This window comes from Actinophytocola sp. KF-1 (genome assembly GCF_054661535.1).
On the sequence record NZ_BAAFVK010000008.1, the window covers coordinates 71,316 to 91,701 of the forward strand.

A 20,386-nucleotide genomic window follows, 5' to 3' on the forward strand; every position below is an offset into this window, starting at 1 on the left:
CTTTAGTGTTGACTTATATAAGCGTGCCCCGATACGGTGCTGCTCGCGAACGCCTAATGACACCAGAGGAGACCCCCGATGATCGATGTCGCTGAGCAGATCAACGCGGTGCGCCGGGACCTCGGCACCCGCGTGTTCGGCCCGGGGGAGGCACGCGTCTCGACGATCAGCCAGTCCTACGACGCGGACGTCGAGGACGTGTGGGACGCGTGCACCAACCCCGAGCGCCTGCCGAGGTGGTTCCTCCCGGTCACCGGCGACCTGCGGGTCGGCGGGAAGTACCAGCTCCAGGGCAACGCGGGTGGCACCGTCGAACGCTGCGACCCGCCGAAGAGCTTCTTCGCGACCTGGGAGTTCAACGGCATGGTCAGCTGGATCGAGGTCCGCGTCGCGCCCGAGGGCCAGGGCAGGGCCCGCCTCGAGCTCGAGCACATCGCCCACGTCGACGACGACCTGTGGGCGCAGTACGGCCCCGGCGCCACCGGCATCGGCTGGGACCTCGCGCTGCTCGGGCTGGCGAGCCACCTCGCACCCGGCGAGCCCGCGGTGACGCCGGAGAACGCCGAGGCGTGGGCCGTGTCGCCGGAGGGCGTCGCGTTCGCCAAGGCCGCCGCCGAGCAGTGGCGGCTCGCCCACATCGCGTCGGGCACCGACGAGGAGACGGCCAACGCCGCGTGCGCACGCGTGACGGCGTTCTACACGACCACCGAACCGCCCGCCGAGGGCTGACCGCACCGCGGCACCGCAGGACTGGGGGTCGGCTGTCCGCCGGGTCACCCGGCGGCCAGCCGCCTCGTACCCTCCACGGCCATCTGCCTCGCCGGGGACGGCTGGTCCGTGCGCGTCGTGGCGAAGGACGTCCCGCACGACACCACGTCCGCGGTCGGCGGGTGAGCCGCCGCACCAGCGGCTGCCACGCGCTAGCCGCCGAGCTGCGCGACGAGCGTGCGGGGCGCCTGTAATCGGTAGGCGTCGGTGAGCAGCTCGCGTAGCTCCGCCCAGTCGGGCTCGCCCACGTCCAGCCGCACCGCGGCCCAGCCCTTGGCGCCGAGGTACGCGGGCACGTAGAACCGCGCCGGGTCGGACTCCACCAGCGCGGCCTGCTCACCCGGCGCCGCCTTGAACGCCACGCCGACGATGCCGTCGCCGTGGTGGTCGTCGAGGAAGTAGCCGAACGTCTTCTTGCGCACGGCCAGCGTGAGGTGCTGGTCGCCGGTGCACGACGCCTCCGGCAGGGCGGCGACGATGGCGGCGACCCGTTCGCGGACCTGGTTGTCGGACATGGGGAGGACGCTAGCGCGGACCACCGACAAAGTTCGCCCGCGACCGAACCGTCCCGGGACGACACTCGGGACCATGACCCGTTCGCCGCTGCTCATCGTCATGTGCGCCGGGTACTTCCTGGTGCTCCTCGACGTCACGGTCGTCAACGTGGCGCTCCCGGCCATCGGCGCCACCCTCGGGACCGGGCAGGCGGGCCTCCAGTGGGTGGTCGACGGCTACGCGATCGCCATCGCCGGGCTGCTCCTCGCGGGCGGCACGATCGGTGACGTGCACGGCCACCGGCGGGTCGTGCTCACCGGGCTGGCCGTCTTCGGCGTGGCGTCCCTGGCCTGCGGCCTCGCGCCCGGCGTCGGGTGGCTGGTCGCGGCCAGGTTCGCGCAGGGCGCGGGCGCGGCGCTGCTCCTCCCCGGCACGCTCGCGATCATCACCGAGGCGTACCGGGACACGGCGGCACGGGCCCGCGCGATCGGTGTCTGGGCCGGTGCCGGGAGCGCGGCCCTGCCCATCGGACCGCTCCTCGGCGGGCTGCTGGTCGCGGCCTTCGGCTGGCGGTCGGTGTTCGTGGTCAACGTGCCGGTCGTGCTGGTCGCGGCGGTCATGACGGCCCGCCTCGCCCCGCGGGGCGAGCGCGTGGCGGGCCGCCGGGTGGACTGGGCGGGTGCGGTGCTGGCGACCGCGGTGCTGACGACCGTCACCGTTGCGGTCATCGCCGGTCTGCCGTGGTTGTCCGTCCTGGCCGCGGTCCTCCTCGGCACGTTCGTCGCCGTCGAACGGGCGGTGGCCGAGCCCATGCTGCCGCTCGCCGTGTTCCGCGGGCGGGCGTTCTCGGTGGCCAACGGCGTGGCGGGGGTGATGAACCTGTGCACGCTCGGCCTGTTGTTCCTGGTCACGCAGTACCTGCAGACCGTGCGGCACGCGTCGGCGCCTGCCGCCGGGCTGGCGTTGCTCCCGCTGTTCCTGCCGCTCACGCTGCTCGCGCCGTACGCGGGCCGGGTCGTGGCGCGGTCCGGGGCACGGCCGCCGATGGTCGCCGGTCTCGTCATGGCGGCCGCGGGCTTCGCCGTGCTGACCCTGCCCGCCGCGGACTCGCCGTACTGGGTGCTGCTGCCCGCGCTGCTGTTGTGGGGCGTCGGCCTCGCGGCGCTCACGCCCGCCGTGGTGGCCGCCGCGGTCGGGTCCGCGGGTGCGCGTGCCGGCCTCGCGTCGGGGGTCAACAACACCGCCCGGCAGGCGGGCGGCGCGGTCGGGATCGCGATCTTCGGGGCGGTCGCCGGCAGCGCGTCGAACGCCAGGGCGTTCGTGTCCGGGATGCACGTGTCCAGCCTGGCCTCGGCGCTGTTGTTCCTGGTAGCGGGGTTGTCCACAGTGCTCATGCGTTCGAATTGACACGACATCGAACGTGTGTTCGACTATCCCCGTGCGATGGGAAAACCAGCGCGTCGACCACGACGGCCAGCAGACACTGCCCGGGCTCCCCGGGCTGGTGCGCAGCGTGCGCACGCCCGACTTCGACGGCGTCGTCTTCCACGAGGTACGGGCCAAGTCCGTGCTCAACAAGGTGCCCGGCCCGTCCCGGATGCCGTTCGACTGGACCGTCAACCCGTACCGGGGGTGCAGCCACGCGTGCCGCTACTGCCTCGCGGGGGACACCCCGATCCTGATGGCGGACGGCCGCACCAGACCGCTGGCCGAGCTGAAGGTGGGTGACCGCATCTATGGCACGGAACGGTTCGGCAACCGCCGCAGGTACGTCACCACGCGGGTGCTGGCGCACTGGACCACGCACAAGCCGGCCTTTCGCGTCACGCTGCGGGACGGCACACAGCTCATCGCCAGCGGCGATCACCGCTTCCTGACCGACCGCGGCTGGCGGCACGTCGCGGGGGGCGCGTGCGGGGACGAGCGCCGGGTGCTCGTCCCGGGTGACCGCCTGGTCGGCACGGGACACTTCGCCACCCCGCCGAAGGGCGGCGTGGACTACCAGTGCGGCTATCTGGCCGGCATCGCCGCGGGGCACGGCGAGCCGGTCGACCCGCGGGTGCTCGAGCGGGCCAGGGAGTTCCTGACCGGGGAGGAGTCGATCAGCCTGCCGATAAGGCGCCCCGACGTGCCGAGCGAGGAGTGGCACAAGGGATACCTGGCGGGCGTGTTCGACGTGGACGGCGACTTCTCCCGAGGGCACCTGCGGGTCGGCCGCACAGCACGCGGCGCTCTGTCCGAGGTCGTGACGGCGTTGCGCCACTTCGACTTCGCGTACGTCGTCGAGGAGGCAGGCCACCGCAGCGGCGTGTGCCGCTTCCGCCTGACCGGCGGCCTGGGAGAACACCTCCGGTTCCTGCACACGACGGACCCGGCACACACAACCACGAACGAACTGAACGGCATTGCGCTGCGCTCAGCGACCCAGCTGGCGGTTGCAACCATCGAACCACTGGGCCTGGACCTGACGCTGTACGACATCACGACAGGCACGGGCGACTTCATCGCCAACGGCGTGGTCAGCCACAACTGCTTCGCCCGCCGCACCCACGAGTACCTGGACCTGGACGCGGGCAAGGACTTCGACTCGCAGATCATCGTCAAGGTCAACGCCCCGGAAGTGCTGGCGGCACAACTACGTTCCCCACGCTGGGCTCGCGAACCGGTAGCCATGGGCACCAACACGGACCCGTACCAACGAGCCGAGGGCCGCTACCAACTGATGCCGGGGATCATCCAGGCTTTGGCAGACAGCGGCACCCCGTTCAGCATCCTCACCAAAGGCACCGTCCTGTCGAGAGACCTCCCCCTGCTCGCGGCGGTGGCCAAAGACGTGGAAGTAGGCCTGGGCGTCTCGATCGCCCTGGTGGACCGAGAACTGCAACGCAACCTGGAACCAGGAACGGCAAGCCCACAAGCAAGGCTCGACCTGGTCCGCAAAATCGTGGACGCGGGCCTACCGTGCGGCGTGTTCGTAGCCCCGGTACTCCCAGGGTTGACCGACTCGATAGAGCAACTGGACGCGTTACTGGCGGCGATAGCGGACACGGGAGCAAGCGGCGCAACAGTCATCCCGCTACACCTACGCCCGGGCGCAAGGGAGTGGTTCGCACAGTGGCTGGCGCGCGAACACCCGAAGCTGGTCCCGGAGTACCGCCGCCTGTACGCAAAGGGCAACAACGCGGACGTACGCTACCGCCGCCGGCTGGGCACGAGGGTAGGGCCGCTGTTACGCAAACACGGCCTGGCCCCGAAATCCCCACGCCCGGAAGACAAAGCAGACCCGGGTTGGCCAGAAGGCGCCCTGACAGAAACAGCAAACAAAACCGAACCAGTACGCCAGGAACAACTGGCCCTGCTGTGAACACATGACCAACGCGCGAGGCCCGACGCCTGCCCTCGCGCATCCCCCCAGCTCCCACAGCAGCGAAGCTCAACCGCCGCGGATCGTCGTCGACATCGACGATCCGCACCGCAAGGCTGTCCTCGGGACGCGCATCCCTACGCCAAGCGAACGTGGCAACAACCCAGGGGCCTTGACCCCGGGCGTTGGACACCAGACACACTTGGATCTTGATGGGTCCGGGTGGACAGGAGTCCCGCACTGATGGTGATGAAGCAGTATCCGCCGGAGTTTCGGGCTGAGGCGGTGGCGTTGTTCCGGTCCCGGCCGGGGGTGACGATCAAGTCGGTGGCTGATGATCTCGGGATCAACCATGAGACGTTGCGTACCTGGATCCGGGCTGACGACGCACAGCACGCCGGGTCATCGGCTGATCCCGCGGCTGGGTCGCCGTCGAGCGCTGCGGAGGATGAGAATGCCGCGTTGCGCAGGCGGGTCCGTGAGCTGGAGGAAGAGCGCGACATCCTGCGGAAGGCGGCGAAGTATTTCGCCGGGGAGACGAGCTGGTGAACCGCTTTCAGTTCGTCGCCGACCACCAACGCCGCCACGGCGTGAAGCGGTTGTGCCAGGTGCTGGGCATCGCCCGGTCCAGCTACTACCACTGGAAGGCCACCGCACCCGATCGTGCTGCCCGCGCCGCCGCGGACGCCCACCTGGCGGCCCATATCCGGGTGGTTCACCGCGAGTCGGCCGGCACCTACGGCGTCCCGCGGGTCACCGCCGAACTCCGCGCGACCGGACAGGTGGTCAACCACAAACGCGTCGCCCGGATCATGCGCGGCATCGGACTGGAAGGGCTGCGGCTGCGCCGCCGCCACCGCACCACCGTGGCCGATCCCGCGGCGGTGAAGGCACCGGACCTGCTCGGCCGTGATTTCACCGCCCGCACCCTCAACACCCGCTACGTCGGCGACATCACCTACCTGCCGATCGCTGATGGCACCTTCCGCTACCTCGCCACCGTGATGGACCTGTGCTCACGCCGCCTGGTCGGCTGGGCCATCGCCGACCACATGCGCACCGACCTGGTCCTCCACGCCCTGCACGTCGCCCAGGCCACGCGGGGCAGCCTGGCTGGAGCGATCTTCCACAGCGACCACGGCACCCAATACAGCTCCCGAGCCTTCGCCGACGCCTGCCACGCCGCCGGAGTGACCTAATCCATGGGCGCGATCGGCAGCTCCGCCGACAACGCCGCCGCCGAAAGCCTCAACGCATCCTTCAAACGCGAAACCCTCCAAGGAACCCAACATTGGAGCAGTGAAAGAGAAGCACAACTGGCCGCGTTCGGCTGGCTACACCGCTACAACACCCGACGACGCCACTCCCACCTCGGACACAAATCCCCCACCGACTACGAAAACAGCCTCACCACAACACCAGCTACTCTGACCAACGCTGCATAACCCCCGTGTCCAACATCCGGGGGCAAGGCCCCAGGAATCCCAGGCCCGACAGTGACAAGCGCGCCAAAGGGCATCACCGTGGCAACGTAGCGTCAAGCACGCCGCCACGGTGCCCGGCGAGGAACGCGCGCCAAACAGCCTCGGCCACAAGAGGTCGGGACCGGATCTCACCTCCTTTCGCCCAACAACTCCTCGCCCTCGAACGCGGGTGCTGATCGGCTGGTCGACCCTGTAGTCGATCATCCGTGGGTGCAGGTGATCACCGCGTCGCGGTCGCAGTGGGCCGTGGACTCTGCACTTGCCCGACGTCCTCGGGGTGCGCCGCGGATCGGGCACGGACTTCGCACCTCGTCGGCGCGTGCTGCCGCCGCTTACCTGCGCATACCTTAGGCTCGCGGGCATGCTGGACACGCAGTACGAAGACCTGCTCCGCCACGTGCTGGACCACGGCGCCCGCAAAGAGGACCGCACGGGCACGGGTACCCGCTCCATCTTCGGGCATCAACTGCGCTACCCGCTGTCCGCAGGCTTCCCGTTGATCACGACCAAACGGGTCCACTTCCGCTCGATCGCGTACGAACTCCTCTGGTTCCTCCGCGGCGACTCCAACGTCACGTGGCTCCAGGAGAACGGCGTCACCATCTGGGACGAATGGGCTGCCCCGGACGGCGAACTGGGCCCGGTCTACGGCGTCCAATGGCGGTCCTGGCCCACCCCCGACGGCGGCCACATCGACCAGATCAGCGACGTTCTGCGCACGCTGCGCGACAACCCCGACTCCCGCCGCATCATCGTCTCCGCCTGGAACGTTGCCGACATCCCGCGGATGGCGCTGCCGCCGTGCCACGCGTTCTTCCAGTTCTACGTGGCCGACAACAAGCTGTCCTGCCAGCTGTACCAGCGCAGCGCGGACCTGTTCCTCGGCGTGCCGTTCAACATCGCGAGCTACGCGCTGCTCACGCACATGATCGCCGACCAGGTGGGGCTGGACGTCGGCGACTTCGTCTGGACGGGCGGCGACTGCCACATCTACGACAACCACGAGCAGCAGGTCCGCACGCAGCTGGCCCGCGACGCGCGCCCGTTCCCCACGCTGAGCCTCAAGCCCGCGGACAGCCTGTTCGACTACACCTACGAGCACATCGCCCTCGACGGGTACGAGCCGCACCCCCGCATCACCGCGCCGGTGGCGGTGTGATCGGGCTCGTCTGGGCGCAGTCGGCCAACGGGGTCATCGGGCGGGACGGCGGTCTGCCGTGGCACCTGCCGGAGGACCTGAAGCACTTCCGCGCGCTGACGGCCGGCGCGACCGTCCTCATGGGCCGCCGGACCTGGGAATCACTACCGCCGCGGTTCCGGCCGCTGCCGGGCAGGCGCAACCTCGTGTTGTCTCGAACGCGACAGGACGGGGCGGAGACGTTCCCTGAGCTGGGCGAAGCGCTCGCGGCGACCACCGGCGACACGTGGGTGATCGGCGGTGCGGCCGTCTACCGGGCGGCGCTGCCGTTCGCGGACCGGATCGTCGTCACCGAGATCCGGGACCACTTCGACGGGGACACGCACGCGCCCGACGTCGGCCGGGCGCCGGACGTCACCGGGCCGTGGCAGGAGTCATCGACCGGTCTGCACTACCGGTTCCTGACCTGGCACTGAGATCAGCCGCGGTCGCGGGGCCAGTCCCAGCGCACGCAGAACGTGCCCGGCCCGAAGTCCAGCGCCACCGCGTGCGCCTGCCCGTTGGGCGTGACCTCGACCTTGCGCCGCGTCGTGGTCTGCTCCTCCGGGTTGACCGTGTACAGCTCGCAGTACGCGGGCAGGGCATCCGGGTCGAACTGCATCTCGAGCACGAACTCGCGCACCGGCGTGGTGAACCGGCGGCAGTAGCTGTCGTCGCCGCGGGAGTACGGCGGGCCCGGGTGGTTGAGGGCGTACTCGACGATCGCCGTCTCGCCGCGGGCCAGGGGTGCGTCCAGCAGGATCTCGGCGGCGATCAGGCCAGCGTCCTCGTCCTGGGCGACGCGTCCGATCCGGCACGACTGCCCGGCCACGACCTCCGGGAACGGCCTGCCGATCCGCTCCAGGTCGTACACCATGACGGTCCGGTCGACGCCGTCGCGCTCGGCGCGCAGCACCTGGCGCACCGCGATGCGCTTCTCACCCCAGTCGGCGGCGACGTCCATGCGGTCGTGCTGCGACAGCTTGGTCAGCGCCGTCTCCGTGGTGAAGTCGATGCGCTTGAGCAGCTTCGACAGCGCCTCGCTGGACGGGAACAGCGACGGGATCGGCACGCGCGACGACTCGCGCTGCACCCGGCCACGCGGCCGCGGCGGCCCGAGCAGGGCGATCAGCGAGCCCGGCGCCACGCCGAGCACCGACTCGAGGTGCCCCAGCGCCGCCAGCGACTCGGCTCGCTCCGGCCTGCGCCGCCCCGACTGCCAGTAGCTCAGCGCCGTGACGCTGACGGACACGCCGCGCGCACGGAGCCGGTACTGGATGCGGTCGAGGCTGAGCCCGCTCGCCTGGATCGCGGTGCGCAGCGCCGTCGGGAAGGCATCGGCCGCGAGGCTGTCCACCGGATGGGGGAGCGCACGCCTGACCTCGCCGGTTCGGTGCAGCTCTCGAACTGGTTCGCGGGTCGCGCCGCCACCCATCGTGGTCTCCTCGCGTTCTCCCCAGCTGTCCCTACCTACCACCTGGTAACCAACACCCTACGACGTACCGCCTGGACGTGGTAGCCAACACGTTAAATCCACGCGTGACCGTTTCGGTGCTCACGGTGATCGTAGCGCCGGAAACCTGCTGGACGGAACCGCAACGCCGTTGGCTAGCCTCTATCAGCACATCATCCCTCGACAGGAGAGAGCACGCCGTGATCCGCACGCACGAGGCCGGGACGCTTCGCGCCGAGCACGCCGGACAGTCCGTCACGCTGAGCGGCTGGGTTGCCCGCCGGCGCGATCACGGTGGGGTCATCTTCGTCGATCTCCGCGACGCGTCCGGCGTCGCGCAGGTCGTGTTCCGCGAGGGTGAGATGGCCGAGCGCGCGCACGGCCTGCGTGCCGAGTACTGCATCAAGGTCGTCGGCGAGGTCGCCAAGCGGCCCGAGGGCAACGAGAACCCGGAGATCGCCACCGGCGAGGTCGAGGTGCTGGTCACCGAGCTGACCGTGCTCAGCGAGGCCGCGCCGCTGCCGTTCCAGCTCGACGAGCACCTCACCGTCGGCGAGGACGTCCGCCTGCGCCACCGCTACCTCGACCTGCGCCGCAGCGGCCCGGCGCGCGCCATGCGCATGCGCAGCGAGGCCAACCGGATCGCCCGCGACGTCCTGCACGCCGAGAAGTTCGTCGAGGTCGAGACGCCGACGCTGACCCGCTCCACGCCCGAGGGCGCCCGCGACTTCCTGGTCCCGGCCCGCCTGCAGCCGGGCTCCTGGTACGCGCTGCCGCAGTCGCCGCAGCTGTTCAAGCAGCTGCTCATGGTCGGCGGCCTGGAGCGGTACTACCAGATCGCCCGCTGCTACCGGGACGAGGACTTCCGCGCCGACCGCCAGCCCGAGTTCACCCAGCTCGACATCGAGATGAGCTTCGTCGAGCAGGACGACGTGATCGCGCTGGGCGAGAAGGTCATCGCGGCGCTGTGGAAGGAGCTGGCCGGCCACGAGATCCAGCTGCCGATCCGGCGGATGACCTACGCCGACGCGATGGCCCGCTACGGCACCGACAAGCCCGACCTGCGGTTCGGCCTGGAGCTGACCGAGCTGACCGAGTACTTCAAGGACACGCCGTTCCGCGTGTTCAAGGCCCCGTACGTGGGCTCGGTCGTCATGCCGGGTGGCGCCGACCAGCCGCGCAGGCAGTTGGACGCGTGGCAGGAATGGGCCAAGCAGCGCGGCGCGAAGGGCCTGGCGTACGTGCTGGTGGGCGAGGACGGCACGCTCGGCGGCCCGGTCGCCAAGAACCTGTCCGAGGCCGAGCGCGAGGGCCTCGCCAAGGCCACGGGCGCGAACCCGGGCGACTGCGTCTTCTTCGCCGCGAACACCCCGGCCGAGGCCCGCGCGCTGCTCGGCGCCGCCCGTGTCGAGATCGGCCGCAGGCTCGGCCTGATCGACGAGTCGGCGTGGTCGTTCGTGTGGGTGGTCGACGCGCCGCTGTTCGAGGAGGCCGAGGCCGCGCGCAGCGCCGGTGACGTCGCGGTCGGCGGCGGCCGCTGGACCGCCGTGCACCACGCGTTCACCTCGCCGAACCCGGACTGGATCGACCGGTTCGAGGAGGACCCGGGCAAGGCGCTGGCCTACGCCTACGACATCGTCTGCAACGGCAACGAGATCGGCGGCGGGTCGATCCGTATCCACCAGGCGGACGTGCAGAAGCGGGTCTTCGAGGTCATGGGCATCTCGGAGGCGGAGGCCGAGGAGAAGTTCGGCTTCCTGCTCGAGGCGTTCAAGTTCGGCCCGCCCCCGCACGGCGGCATCGCGTTCGGCTGGGACCGCATCGTGATGCTCCTCGCCGGGGAGCCGTCGCTGCGCGAGGTCATCGCCTTCCCGAAGACCGGCGGCGGGTTCGACCCGCTGACCAGCGCGCCCGCGCCCATCACGCCGGAGCAGCGCAAGGAGGCCGGGGTGGACTTCAAGCCCCAGGCCAAGGCCGAGAAGGCGTAACGGGTGCTGCACCTGCGGGTCATCTGCCCGCCGGAGCACACCGAGGACGTCGTCGCCCGGCTCCGGGAACACCCCGGGGCCGCGCACGTGGTGGTGTTCCCGGGTGCTGCCGTGCACCCGCCGGGCGACGTCGTCGAGGCCGACGTCGCCCGCGAGGCCGCGGACGAGATGCTCTCCGCGCTGTGCGGGATGGGCATCGACCACTCCGGCGGCATCACGCTCGAGCAGATCGACACCGCGTTGTCCGACGCCGCGGACGAGGCGGAGGAGAAGGCGCCCGGTGACGGCGCCGACGCGGTCGTGTGGGAGGAGCTGGTCGCGCGGACCGGCGAGGAGTCCCGGCTCAACACCACGTTCATGGCGTTCCTGTCGATCGCGTGCCTGCTCGCCGCGGTCGGCGTGATCACCGACTCGCCGGTGACCATCGTCGGCGCCATGGTCGTCGGTCCCGAGTTCGGCCCGCTCGCCGCGCTCGCGGTGGGGCTGGTCCGGCGGCGCCTCGACCTGGTGCGCAGGGCGTCGATGGTCCTGTTGATCGGGTTCCCGCTCGCCATGCTGATCACCGCGGGCGGCACGGCGCTGGGCAGTGCCGCGGGCCTGTTCGACGCCCGTGCGCTGCGCGGCACGCACGAGGTGGACTTCGTCTTCTCCGTCGGCCCGTGGTCACTGATCGTGGCGCTCCTCGCGGGCGCCGCCGGGATGTTGTCGATGACGTCGGCGAAGTCCGCGGCCCTGGTCGGCGTGTTCATCTCGGTCACCACCGTGCCCGCGGCCGGGTACGCGAGCGTCGCCGCGATCCTCGGCGACTGGTCCCGCGCAGGCGAGTCGCTCCTGCAGCTCGTGATCAACCTGGCCGGTATCGTGCTCGCCGCGACCCTCGTGCTCCTGCTGCGCCGCGCCACGTGGACCACCACGGACGCGGGCAGGCCGCTGTCCAACGGCTGACCCGGCTCGTTCGCAACTGTCCCGACATGAAGCTGTTTTCGTTATTTATCCGAAGAATCCTGGCTACTTGATCGATGGACATGACTACGGTCGGTGGTACGAGCGGGAGTAGGGTCTGAGGAGATGAGTGTGGAAACCGCCGCCGACCCACCGACACTCGGTGGCGATGCGGACCCCGAAGTACTGGCGACCATGGTCGCTGCCGAGGCGGTGCTCAGCAGGCGGTTCGGTGCGCGCATCCGATTGACCGACCCGGAGGACCTGGGCGGTTCCAACCGGTCCTGCGTGGTTCGCGTGCGTGTGGCGGTCAGCCCGTTCTCCCTGCCGCGCACGCTTGTGCTCAAGCGCTACCTGCAGCCGCCGGACGAGCACTGCGACAGCTTCGTGCGGGAGGCGGCGAGCTACCAGCTGTTCACGGCGCTCGCGTCCGAGGACCGGATGTGCCCCGAGCTGTTCGCGCACGACCCGGTCAGCAGGCTGCTCGTGCTGGAGGACCTCGGCCGGGCGCCGACGCTCGCGGAGAAGCTGCTCGGCGACGACGCGAAGGGCGCGGAACGCGCGCTGCTGTCGTACTCGCGGTCGCTCGGCAGGCTGCACGCCACCACCGCGGGCCGCGAGGCCGACTTCGACGCGCTGCAGCGGCGGTTGACGGTCCCGGACTTCAAGGACCCGCTCGCGATCGACGGCGCGTCCGCGCTGGACGACCTGCCCGGCCTGCTCGCCGGGGAACTGGGTGTGACGACGTCCGTCGCGGTCCTCGAGTGCGCGCAGCGCAGCCGGGAGCTCCTCGAGACCGGCAGGCACCGGGCGTTCAGCCCGTCCGACTCGTGCCCGGACAACAACCTGATCACCAGCCGCGGGGTGCGCTTCCTCGACCTCGAGGGCGGCTGCGTGCGCAACGCGATCTTCGACGCCGCGTACCTGCGGGTGCCGTTCCCGTCGTGCTGGTGCCCGTTCGGCCTGCCCAACGGGATGACCGACGCGATGCTCGCCGGCTGGCGGGCGGAGGTCCGCGTGGTGTGGCCGGACCTCGACGACGACGCTGTGCTGCTGCCCGCCCTGCTGGACGCGCAGCTGTTCTGGGTGTGGCTCACCACCTGGCAGTTCTTCTCGCAGCCGCACGCCGCGCAGGGGCACTCGTCGAAGCTGGCGGACACCCCGCCGGAGACCCACGTGCTGACCGACCGCTGGCGCCGTCTCGCGAACGACGCGCTGCTGGCCGGTGCGGAGGCGGTCGCCGAGCACGCGGCCGCGGTCGGCGACCGGCTGCGCAAGCGCTGGTTCGACGACGACCCGATCCTCGCCCTGTACCCGGCCTTCCGCCGCTAGGTCCCGTTTTTGTCGGTGCCCGGCGTTACCGTGCGCGGCATGGGATTCGCAGAGCGCTTCCTCCGCGCAGGAGGTGTCGTGCCGGTGGGGGACTGGCGCGTCAAGCAGTACCTGGTGACGGTGACCGAACAGCCCGTCGAGGCGGCCGTGGTGGCGGCGGGGCAGGCGTACCTGCCGAAGCTGCTGCCCTCGGCCGCGGCGTCCGACCCGACCCCGAGGGTGGCGTTCTCCGTGCTGCACCAGGGCGTCGACGCGGTGTGGCTGAACCTGTACGCGTGGGTGTACGGCGAGATCGTGCACTGCCGCGCCGCCAACGCGGACGTCACCGCACCGACCACCTTCACCCCGCTGACCGAGCCGTTGATCGGCTGCGTCTGGGAGCTGCCCGCGCTGGTGCACGAACGCTCGGCGTGGGTGCGCCACGGGTTGCGGCCGGAGACCCCCGACGTGGCCGCCTACCTGGCGGACGTCTTACCCGACGGTCCGGTCGGCGGCCCGTGACCTGGGCGTGAACACGGCGATGGCCTCGGCGTCCGACACGGGCTCGCGGACGAAGCAGCGGGTCCACTCGGCGACGCCGGGGAAGGCGCAGTCCGCTTCGATCGCGTCGGCGGCGGCCGCGCGGTCGAAGTCGGTGCGGCGCAGCTGGATCGCCGGACCGTCCGCACCGCCCAGCAGCGCCCAGTGCGCGCCGGTCGTGCCGTAGGGCATGCCGACGCTGCCCGGGTTGACGATCGTGCGCCGGTCAGCGAGCCGGACGTAGGGCATGTGGGTGTGCCCGCACACCACGGTGGGCGGAGCGCCGTCGAGCACCTCGGCCCAGCGGTCGAGTGGGCTGTCGACGAGGACGAACTCCTCGTCGTCGCGTGGGGTCGCGTGGCAGAACAGGACCTCGCCGAGCCCGCGCACGGTCAGCGTCACCGACCTCGGCAGCTCGTCGAGCAGCGTGACCTGGTCGGCGCGCAGCTGCGCGCCCGCCCATGCCGAGATCGGCTCGGCCACGTCCGCCCCGCGTGCGGCCGCCACGAGTTCGCGCTCGCAGTTGCCGCCCACCCACGCCACCCGGTCGCCCAGTGAAAGGAGGAGGTCGAGAGTCCGCACTGGCTGTGGCCCGGCCGCGATGTCGCCGGTGAGCACGATCAGCTCGGCGGTGGCGACGTCCGGCTCGGCGAGCACGGCCTCGAGCGCGGGCAGGACCCCGTGGACATCGGACAGCACAGCGACGCGGTCGACCACGGCACCAGCATCGCCGTTCCCCGCACCGCACCGCCATCGCGTTCGCCACCGGCGCACGCGATCTGCGGAGCGCCGGGCCCGGAAGTACGTTGGGGGCACGGCGAAGGGAGACGCGATGACCGAGCGGACCGTGGACGCACCGTCGATCGTGTCGGCGTACGACTGGGGCGCGCTCGGGCACGTGGTGGACGTCGGCGGCGGGGACGGCACGCTGCTGATCGCGCTGCTGAACGAGTACCCGACGCTCGACGGCACCTTGGTCGAGCTCCCGGCCATGGCGGAGACCGCCCGCAAGATGATCGACGCCGCCGGGTTGTCGGAGCGGGCGAACGTCGTGGCGGGTGACTTCCTGGGCGAGCTGCCGGACGGCGCCGAGGGCTACCTGCTGTCCTCGGTCCTGCACGAGTGGAGCGACGACGACGCGTGCGCGATCCTGCGCAACTGCGCCCGCGCGGCCGGGGAGGACGGGGCGGTCTTCGTGATCGAACCGGACGGCGCCGGGGACCGGGGCGTTGCCGGGTTGACCGCGTGCGCGGAGAACGCCGGGCTGGTCGTCGTGGCCGTGCACACCGCGGGCACGACCGCGATCGTCGAGCTGGCGGCGCGCTGAGTCACGTCTTCCGGGTGAACCGGACGTCCTCGGGCGCGAGCTCCCGCAGCTGCCGCAGCGCCTCGTCGAGCACGCGTGCCTTCTGCTCCGCCACGGCGAGCGGCGAACCGAACGTGCTGGTGAGCCGCCGCGCGCGCCGCGCGAGCCGCGGGTCGGCCGCGAACGCCGCCATCGCCTCGTCGGTCAGGTCGAACGACAGGTAGCGGGCGGTCGTGCCGCGGCGCCCGTGCCACAGGTGCAGCGTCACGTCCGTGATCTCCGGCCAGTCGAGGCGCACCGACCGGGGTGAGGTGAACCCGCCCGCCCGCACCCAGACGTGGTCGCCGTCCGCGGCGAGGAGCGGACCGAACGCGGCCTGGGCGCGGACGAGCAACAGCTCCAGCACCACGCCGCCGAGGCAGAGCAACGCGATCACGAGCCACACCACCGACCCGGTGGTCGCGACGCCGAGCCCGGCGACCAGCCCGGTGCCTGCGAAGATCGCGATCGTCGTCCCGTGCTCGCGCAGCGCGTGGCGGGACTCGGCGGGTACGACCAGCTTCGCGTCGTCGGGGATGCGGGCGGCTCGTTGCACGCCGGGGAGGGTATCCGGCGGCGATACGCTGGTCCCGGCAGGCGCGGGACGAAGGGCGTGGCGGGTGTACGAGCGGTACGTGGCGATCGGTGACAGCCAGACGGAAGGTGTGGGCGACGGTGACGACAGCACCGGGTTGCGCGGCTGGGCCGACCGGCTCGCGGCACGGCTCGCCGAGGTCAACCCCGGCCTGCGGTACGCGAACCTCGCGGTGCGCGGCAAGCTCGCGGGGGAGATCCACGCCGAGCAGCTCGCGCAGGCGCTCGAGCTGAAACCGGACCTCGTGACCGTCGTCGCCGGGCTGAACGACGTCCTGCGCCCCAAGTGCGACGTCGACCTGGTGGGCGGGCACCTCGCGGCGATGTTCGCCTCGCTCACGGCGGCGGGCGCGACCGTCGGCACGCTCACGTTCCCGAACGTCGCCAAGATCGCGCCGCTGGCGAAACCGCTGGTCCCGCGCGTGCTGGCGCTCAACGAGCGGATTCGCGAGGCCGCCGCCCGGTACGGCGTGAAGGTCGTCGAGACGTTCGCGGTGGACGTGACCACCGACGCCCGCATCTGGTCGGCCGACCGACTCCACGCGAGCCCGCTGGGCCACCAGCGCATCGCCGACTCGATGGCGCACGCCCTTGAGCTGCCGGGTGCCGACGACTCGTGGACGCACCCGCTCCCGCTGGTCCCGCCCGCGGACCGGCTGACCGTGATCCGCACGGAACTGCGCTGGCTCACCGGCTTCCTCGGCCCGTGGCTCGGCCGTCGCCTGCGCGGTGTCTCCTCCGGCACCGGCCGCGAGGCCAAGCGCCCCGAGCTGACCCCGTTCCGTCAGGACGGCTGACGCAGCAGCTCCCTGGCCGCCGTGTGCCCGCTGTGCTCCGCCCAGCCCGCGGGCGTGGCGCCGTGCACGTCGTCCTCGACCGACGGGTCGGCGCCCGCCGCGAGCAGCGCCTCGATCACCTCGAGGTGACCGCCCTCGGCGGCGTGGTGCAGCGCGGTCGTCCCCGCCCCGTGCCCTGGCCCGCCGAACGTCCCGCGCACGTTCACCCCGGCGCCCAGCTCGAGCAACCGCCGCACCGCACCCACCCGGCCCTTCGCCGCCGCCCAGGTCAGCGGCGTCCCCCGGTACACGTCCGCGTCCAGGTCCGCGCCGCGTTCGGCGAGCCACGTGATCGCCGCGACGGCGTCGCACCGGGCCGCCCAGCTCAGTGCCTCGTCCCGGGCCTCGGTGAGCGAGTCCGACGGCCGCCACGCCGGGAACCCGCTGTGCGGGCGGTAGAAACCGCGGCCCGCCGACGGCTCCGCCGCCGCGAGCAGCGCCACGTCGTCCAGACCGGCCGCCGTCCGCAGGTTGTGCGGGACCACGGCCGCCGCGGCCAGCACCGCGGCCACCTCGACGTGGCCCCAGAACAACGCGACGGCCAGCGGCGTCCCGCCCTCGCCACGTGCGGACACCGCGGTCGGCGCCCCCGCGTCGAGCAGCACGCGCGCCATCCGCGGCAGGTTCGCGTACCCGGCCTGGTGCAGGGCGGTCCACCCGTGCACGTTCGTGTGCGCCACGTACGCGCCGCGGGCCAGCAGCACCGCCACGAGCCGCTCGTCGCACGTCGCCGCCGCGAGCCCCAGCAGGTCGTTGCCGTTGGTGCCCACCACGTCGACGACGCCGGGGAACCGGTCGGCCAGCGCCGCGAGCCCGTCCACGTCGCGTGCCTCGACGAGCTGGTACGCCGCCGTGAACGCGGACGGCTCCAGGAACGACTCCCAGTCGTCGAACCCGTGGCCGCGGGCCAGCACCAGCCGGGCCCCGTCCCGGGTCAGCGGCGCCGACCAGCGGGCGAACTCGGCGACCGCCGACGGCGTGCCGTCCACGGCCGACGCCAGCAGGCCGTCGGCCCGGTCGGTGAGGTAGTCCGGATCGGCCCGGAACACGTGCCAGGTCATCAACGACGCATCGTAGGCCCCCGGGTAGCGTCGGAGGCGTGGAAGATGGGCTCGACCTGGAACTGTTCGACACCGCGCCACCGGAGCGGCACCCCGGCGGGAAGGAGCGGGTGAGCGCGAACGCGCCGCTCGCCGTCCGCATGCGGCCCGCGACGCTCGACGAGGTGGTCGGCCAGGACCACCTCCTCGGTCCCGGCGCGCCGCTGCGACGGCTCGTCGAGGGCGCCGCACCGGCGTCGCTGATGCTGTACGGCCCGCCCGGCACCGGCAAGACCACCCTCGCCATGCTGGTCTCGAGCGCGATCGGCCGCCGGTTCGTCGCGCTGTCCGCGCTGTCCGCGGGCGTGAAGGAGGTGCGTGGCGTCATCGAGGAGGCACGCCGCCGCCTCACCCACTCCGGCGAGTCCACGGTCCTGTTCATCGACGAGGTGCACCGCTTCTCCCGCACCCAGCAGGACGCGCTGCTCGGCGCCGTCGAGGACCGGATCGTGCTGCTGGTCGCCGCCACCACCGAGAACCCGTTCTTCTCCGTCGTCTCCCCGCTGCTGTCCAGGTCACTCGTACTGCAACTGCGGTCCCTCACCGACGACGACGTCCGCGCCCTCGTCCGCCGCGCGGTCGCCGACGAACGCGGCCTGAACGGCACCGTCACCCTCGAGACCGACGCCGAGGACCACATCGTCCGGCTCGCAGGCGGCGACGCCCGCCGCGCCCTCACCGCGCTGGAGGCCGCCGCCGACTCCGCGCTCGCCACCAACGACGGCGTCGTCGACCTCCGGACCGTCGAGTCGACCGTCGACAAGGCCGCCGTCCGCTACGACCGCCAGGGCGACCAGCACTACGACGTCATCAGCGCGTTCATCAAGTCCATCCGCGGCTCCGACGTCGACGCCGCGCTGCACTACCTCGCCCGCATGATCGAGGCGGGGGAGGACCCGAGGTTCATCGCCCGCCGCCTCGTCATCCACGCCAGCGAGGACGTCGGCATGGCCGACCCGACCGCGCTGCAGACCGCCACCGCCGCCGCCCAGGCCGTGCAGCTGATCGGCCTCCCGGAGTGCGCGCTCAACCTCGCGCACGCCACCGTGCACCTCGCGACCGCACCCAAGTCGAACGCGGTGACCACCGCCATCGGCGCCGCGATGGCCGACGTGCGCAACGGCGCGATCGGCGCCGTGCCCGCCCACCTGCGCGACGGCCACTACGCGGGCGCGAAGAAGCTCGGCAACGCCACCGGCTACCGCTACCCGCACGACGTGCCGGAGGGCGTGCTCGAACAGCAGTACCCACCGGACGAGCTGGTGGGCAAGGACTACTACCAGCCGACCCAGCGCGGCGCCGAGCGCGCCCTCGCCGAGCGGGTCCCGAAACTGCGGCGCGCGATCAGGGGTAACAGGTGAAGATCGGCTTCTGGTACACGCTCTTCGGCGACGGGATCCACCCGGCCGAGCTGGGCAGGGCCGTCGAAGAGCGCGGGTTCGACGCGCTGTTCGTCGGGGAGCACACGAACCTCCCGGTGGCCGGCGCCGACGACCTGCCCGCCGACCAGCGGCACTCGCACCCGAGGCTCACCGACCCGCTCGTCACCCTCGCCTTCGTCGCCGGTGCCACGGAACGCCTCACGCTAGGCACCTCGGTCCTGCTCGCCGCCCAGCACGAGCCGATCGTCACCGCCAAGGCCATCGCCAGCCTCGACGAGTTCTCCGGTGGCCGCGTGGTCGTCGGCGTCGGCGCGGGCTGGCACGACGGCGAGCTGGCCGCGCACGGCGTGGACCCGGAGAAGAAGGTCGCGGTGCTGCGTGAGCACGTGCTCGCCATGCGGGCCATCTGGCGTGACGAGGCGGCCGAGTTCCACGGCGAGCACGTCGACTTCGGCCCGCTGTACTCGTGGCCCAAGCCGCCGAGCGGTCCCCAGGTGCTCGTCGGCGGCGGCCGCAAACCCGCCGCCCGCAGGATCGCCGAGTACGCGGACGGGTGGCTGCCGATCTACCCCGGCGACCCCGGGACGCTCCTCGACGAGGTCACCGCCATCCGCGAACAGCTCGGCCGCGACGTCCCCGTCACGGTGATGAACGCCCCCGCCGACAAGGACGTCCTCGCGAAACTGGCCGACGCGGGCATCGAACGCGCACTGCTCGAACTGCCCCGCGCCGACCGCGACGCCACGCTGCACACGCTGGACGGACACGCCGGGCTCGTGTCGTGATCCGAACGGGCCGGTGTCGGTGGCGCGCGGTAACCTGACCGGCATTCCAGACCACCTAGACCTTGGAGGGCTCGTGTCAGCAGGGCAGATCGCCGCGCTGATCGCGGCCGGCGCGTTCGTGCTGCTCGTTCTGCTGCTGGCGATCCCGTTGATCAAGCTCGGGCGCACGCTCGACGAGGCGACCATCGCGATCCGCAAGGCGCACACCAACACCGACCCGATCTTCACCGAGGCCAACACCACGCTCACGCGGGTGAACACGCAGCTCGAGCGGGTCGACGGCATCACCGCGAACACGCAGGCCGTCACGGGCAACGTCTCCGCGCTGACCTCGGTGTTCACCGCCACGCTCGGTGGTCCGCTCGTCAAGGCGGCCGCGTTCTCCTACGGCGTCAGCAAGGCGCTGAAGGCACGCAAGAAGGCCAAGGGCGAGTCGGACGGCAAGCACGCGCGGCGCGGCAAGCGCAAGGGAGCCAAGCAGTGAAACGGCTCTTCTGGCTCGGTGTCGGCGTGGCGGCCGGCGTCGCACTGTCCCGCAAGGCCAGGGAGACGGCAAAGCAGGCGACCCCGGCGGGCATCGCGGGTAACCTGGGTGAGGCGATCAGTGAGCTCGCGGGCGCGATCGGTGCCTTCGGCGCCGACGTCCGCGCGGGCATGTCGGAACGGGAAGAGGAGTTGTCCGAGGTGGTGGAGCAGCGGTCCGGGGTCAGCCCCGTGGCGCGGCGTGCCCTCGGCGGCCGTGACGAGCGCAGGCCGACCCGGTCGGCCGGGACGCGAGCTAACAGGGCGGGCAGCTGAGCCGCGCCCTGTCGCGCCGCGCTG

20 protein-coding genes and 1 pseudogene are annotated in these 20,386 nt (G+C 71.7%); 16 read left to right on the forward strand and 5 right to left on the reverse strand.

The window, feature by feature from the left end; all coding sequences use genetic code 11:
• The first annotated feature begins 78 nt into the window (after positions 1-78).
• Entirely contained in the window at positions 79-729 is a 651-nt protein-coding gene (locus tag ACYQ77_RS24245) for an SRPBCC family protein (RefSeq protein ID WP_459715051.1), read from the forward strand.
• Between the two features lie 191 nt (positions 730-920).
• On the opposite strand, the gene ACYQ77_RS24250 is transcribed toward ACYQ77_RS24245, so the two are convergent.
• Positions 921-1,283: an MmcQ/YjbR family DNA-binding protein gene (locus ACYQ77_RS24250; protein ID WP_459715054.1), complete on the reverse strand. Its 363-nt coding sequence runs from the start codon at positions 1,281-1,283 to the stop codon at positions 921-923.
• Between the two features lie 73 nt (positions 1,284-1,356).
• Between ACYQ77_RS24250 and ACYQ77_RS24255 the strand changes: the two genes are divergently transcribed.
• From ACYQ77_RS24255 to ACYQ77_RS24275, 5 genes and pseudogenes are all read left to right on the forward strand, one after another.
• Positions 1,357-2,670, forward strand: coding sequence for an MFS transporter (locus ACYQ77_RS24255; RefSeq protein ID WP_459715056.1), 1,314 nt, complete (start codon positions 1,357-1,359; stop codon positions 2,668-2,670).
• Between the two features lie 31 nt (positions 2,671-2,701).
• Positions 2,702-4,627: an intein-containing Rv2578c family radical SAM protein gene (locus ACYQ77_RS24260; RefSeq protein ID WP_459715057.1), complete on the forward strand. Its 1,926-nt coding sequence runs from the start codon at positions 2,702-2,704 to the stop codon at positions 4,625-4,627.
• A gap of 243 nt (positions 4,628-4,870) precedes the next feature.
• A pseudogene (locus ACYQ77_RS24265) lies at positions 4,871-6,072 on the forward strand (IS3 family transposase).
• A 400-nt stretch (positions 6,073-6,472) separates the two neighbouring features.
• Positions 6,473-7,270: a thymidylate synthase gene (locus tag ACYQ77_RS24270; RefSeq protein ID WP_459715060.1), complete on the forward strand. Its 798-nt coding sequence runs from the start codon at positions 6,473-6,475 to the stop codon at positions 7,268-7,270.
• A complete protein-coding gene (locus ACYQ77_RS24275; protein WP_459715062.1) occupies positions 7,267-7,725 on the forward strand; it encodes a dihydrofolate reductase in 459 nt (152 codons plus the stop codon). Before ACYQ77_RS24270 ends, ACYQ77_RS24275 begins: the two co-directional genes overlap by 4 nt.
• Before the next feature lie 2 nt (positions 7,726-7,727).
• Here ACYQ77_RS24275 and ACYQ77_RS24280 read toward each other — a convergent pair whose 3' ends face one another.
• Entirely contained in the window at positions 7,728-8,723 is a 996-nt protein-coding gene (locus ACYQ77_RS24280; protein WP_459715064.1) for a hypothetical protein, read from the reverse strand.
• 218 nt (positions 8,724-8,941) lie between these two features.
• Here ACYQ77_RS24280 and aspS point away from each other — a divergent pair, with 218 nt between their 5' ends.
• The 4 genes from aspS (at position 8,942) to ACYQ77_RS24300 (ending at position 13,504) form a co-directional block, all read left to right on the forward strand.
• Positions 8,942-10,729, forward strand: a complete 1,788-nt coding sequence (gene aspS, locus ACYQ77_RS24285) for an aspartate--tRNA ligase (protein ID WP_459715066.1) — start codon at positions 8,942-8,944, stop codon at positions 10,727-10,729.
• Positions 10,730-10,732: 3 nt separating this feature from the next.
• The gene (locus ACYQ77_RS24290; RefSeq protein WP_459715068.1) at positions 10,733-11,674 is read left to right on the forward strand and encodes a DUF389 domain-containing protein; all 942 of its coding nucleotides are present in this window, start codon (positions 10,733-10,735) and stop codon (positions 11,672-11,674) included.
• Positions 11,675-11,797: 123 nt separating this feature from the next.
• Entirely contained in the window at positions 11,798-13,003 is a 1,206-nt protein-coding gene (locus ACYQ77_RS24295; protein ID WP_459715070.1) for a hypothetical protein, read from the forward strand.
• Between the two features lie 39 nt (positions 13,004-13,042).
• On the forward strand, positions 13,043-13,504 hold the full coding sequence (locus ACYQ77_RS24300) for a hypothetical protein (protein ID WP_459715072.1): 462 nt from the start codon (positions 13,043-13,045) through the stop codon (positions 13,502-13,504).
• On the opposite strand, the gene ACYQ77_RS24305 is transcribed toward ACYQ77_RS24300, so the two are convergent.
• Positions 13,475-14,239 carry a metallophosphoesterase family protein gene (locus tag ACYQ77_RS24305; RefSeq protein WP_459715074.1) on the reverse strand — a complete coding sequence of 255 codons (765 nt, stop codon included), beginning with the start codon at positions 14,237-14,239 and terminating at the stop codon, positions 13,475-13,477. The genes ACYQ77_RS24300 and ACYQ77_RS24305 overlap by 30 nt on opposite strands.
• A gap of 115 nt (positions 14,240-14,354) precedes the next feature.
• On the opposite strand from ACYQ77_RS24305, the gene ACYQ77_RS24310 reads away from it, so the two are divergent.
• Complete coding sequence (locus ACYQ77_RS24310) at positions 14,355-14,849, forward strand: methyltransferase (RefSeq protein WP_459715076.1); 495 nt, start codon at positions 14,355-14,357, stop codon at positions 14,847-14,849.
• A gap of 1 nt (position 14,850) precedes the next feature.
• On the opposite strand, the gene ACYQ77_RS24315 is transcribed toward ACYQ77_RS24310, so the two are convergent.
• A complete protein-coding gene (locus ACYQ77_RS24315; RefSeq protein ID WP_459715078.1) occupies positions 14,851-15,423 on the reverse strand; it encodes a hypothetical protein in 573 nt (190 codons plus the stop codon).
• A gap of 79 nt (positions 15,424-15,502) precedes the next feature.
• Here ACYQ77_RS24315 and ACYQ77_RS24320 point away from each other — a divergent pair, with 79 nt between their 5' ends.
• Entirely contained in the window at positions 15,503-16,258 is a 756-nt protein-coding gene (locus tag ACYQ77_RS24320; RefSeq protein ID WP_459715080.1) for an SGNH/GDSL hydrolase family protein, read from the forward strand.
• Here ACYQ77_RS24320 and ACYQ77_RS24325 read toward each other — a convergent pair.
• Entirely contained in the window at positions 16,246-17,358 is a 1,113-nt protein-coding gene (locus ACYQ77_RS24325; protein WP_459715082.1) for an ankyrin repeat domain-containing protein, read from the reverse strand. The two genes, ACYQ77_RS24320 and ACYQ77_RS24325, sit on opposite strands and share 13 nt — an antisense overlap.
• 62 nt (positions 17,359-17,420) lie before the next feature.
• Between ACYQ77_RS24325 and ACYQ77_RS24330 the strand changes: the two genes are divergently transcribed.
• From ACYQ77_RS24330 to ACYQ77_RS24345, 4 genes are all read left to right on the forward strand, one after another.
• Complete coding sequence (locus ACYQ77_RS24330) at positions 17,421-18,758, forward strand: replication-associated recombination protein A (protein WP_459715797.1); 1,338 nt, start codon at positions 17,421-17,423, stop codon at positions 18,756-18,758.
• Positions 18,755-19,564, forward strand: coding sequence for a TIGR03619 family F420-dependent LLM class oxidoreductase (locus ACYQ77_RS24335; RefSeq protein WP_459715084.1), 810 nt, complete (start codon positions 18,755-18,757; stop codon positions 19,562-19,564). The genes ACYQ77_RS24330 and ACYQ77_RS24335 overlap by 4 nt, the downstream gene beginning before the upstream one ends.
• A 73-nt stretch (positions 19,565-19,637) precedes the next feature.
• A complete protein-coding gene (locus tag ACYQ77_RS24340; protein ID WP_459715085.1) occupies positions 19,638-20,048 on the forward strand; it encodes a DUF948 domain-containing protein in 411 nt (136 codons plus the stop codon).
• Positions 20,045-20,362, forward strand: a complete 318-nt coding sequence (locus ACYQ77_RS24345; protein WP_459715086.1) for a hypothetical protein — start codon at positions 20,045-20,047, stop codon at positions 20,360-20,362. The genes ACYQ77_RS24340 and ACYQ77_RS24345 overlap by 4 nt, the downstream gene beginning before the upstream one ends.
• Positions 20,363-20,386 lie beyond the last annotated feature (24 nt).

Bases quoted from the DNA above. Each gene is read 5' to 3' on its own strand.
- ACYQ77_RS24245 (WP_459715051.1), top strand. From the start codon at position 79: ATGATCGATGTCGCTGAGCAGATCAACGCGGTGCGCCGGGACCTCGGC.
- ACYQ77_RS24250 (WP_459715054.1), bottom strand. From the start codon at position 1,283: ATGTCCGACAACCAGGTCCGCGAACGGGTCGCCGCCATCGTCGCCGCC.
- ACYQ77_RS24255 (WP_459715056.1), top strand. From the start codon at position 1,357: ATGACCCGTTCGCCGCTGCTCATCGTCATGTGCGCCGGGTACTTCCTG.
- ACYQ77_RS24270 (WP_459715060.1), top strand. From the start codon at position 6,473: ATGCTGGACACGCAGTACGAAGACCTGCTCCGCCACGTGCTGGACCAC.
- ACYQ77_RS24280 (WP_459715064.1), bottom strand. From the start codon at position 8,723: ATGGGTGGCGGCGCGACCCGCGAACCAGTTCGAGAGCTGCACCGAACC.
- ACYQ77_RS24295 (WP_459715070.1), top strand. From the start codon at position 11,798: ATGAGTGTGGAAACCGCCGCCGACCCACCGACACTCGGTGGCGATGCG.
- ACYQ77_RS24300 (WP_459715072.1), top strand. From the start codon at position 13,043: ATGGGATTCGCAGAGCGCTTCCTCCGCGCAGGAGGTGTCGTGCCGGTG.
- ACYQ77_RS24310 (WP_459715076.1), top strand. From the start codon at position 14,355: ATGACCGAGCGGACCGTGGACGCACCGTCGATCGTGTCGGCGTACGAC.
- ACYQ77_RS24325 (WP_459715082.1), bottom strand. From the start codon at position 17,358: ATGACCTGGCACGTGTTCCGGGCCGATCCGGACTACCTCACCGACCGG.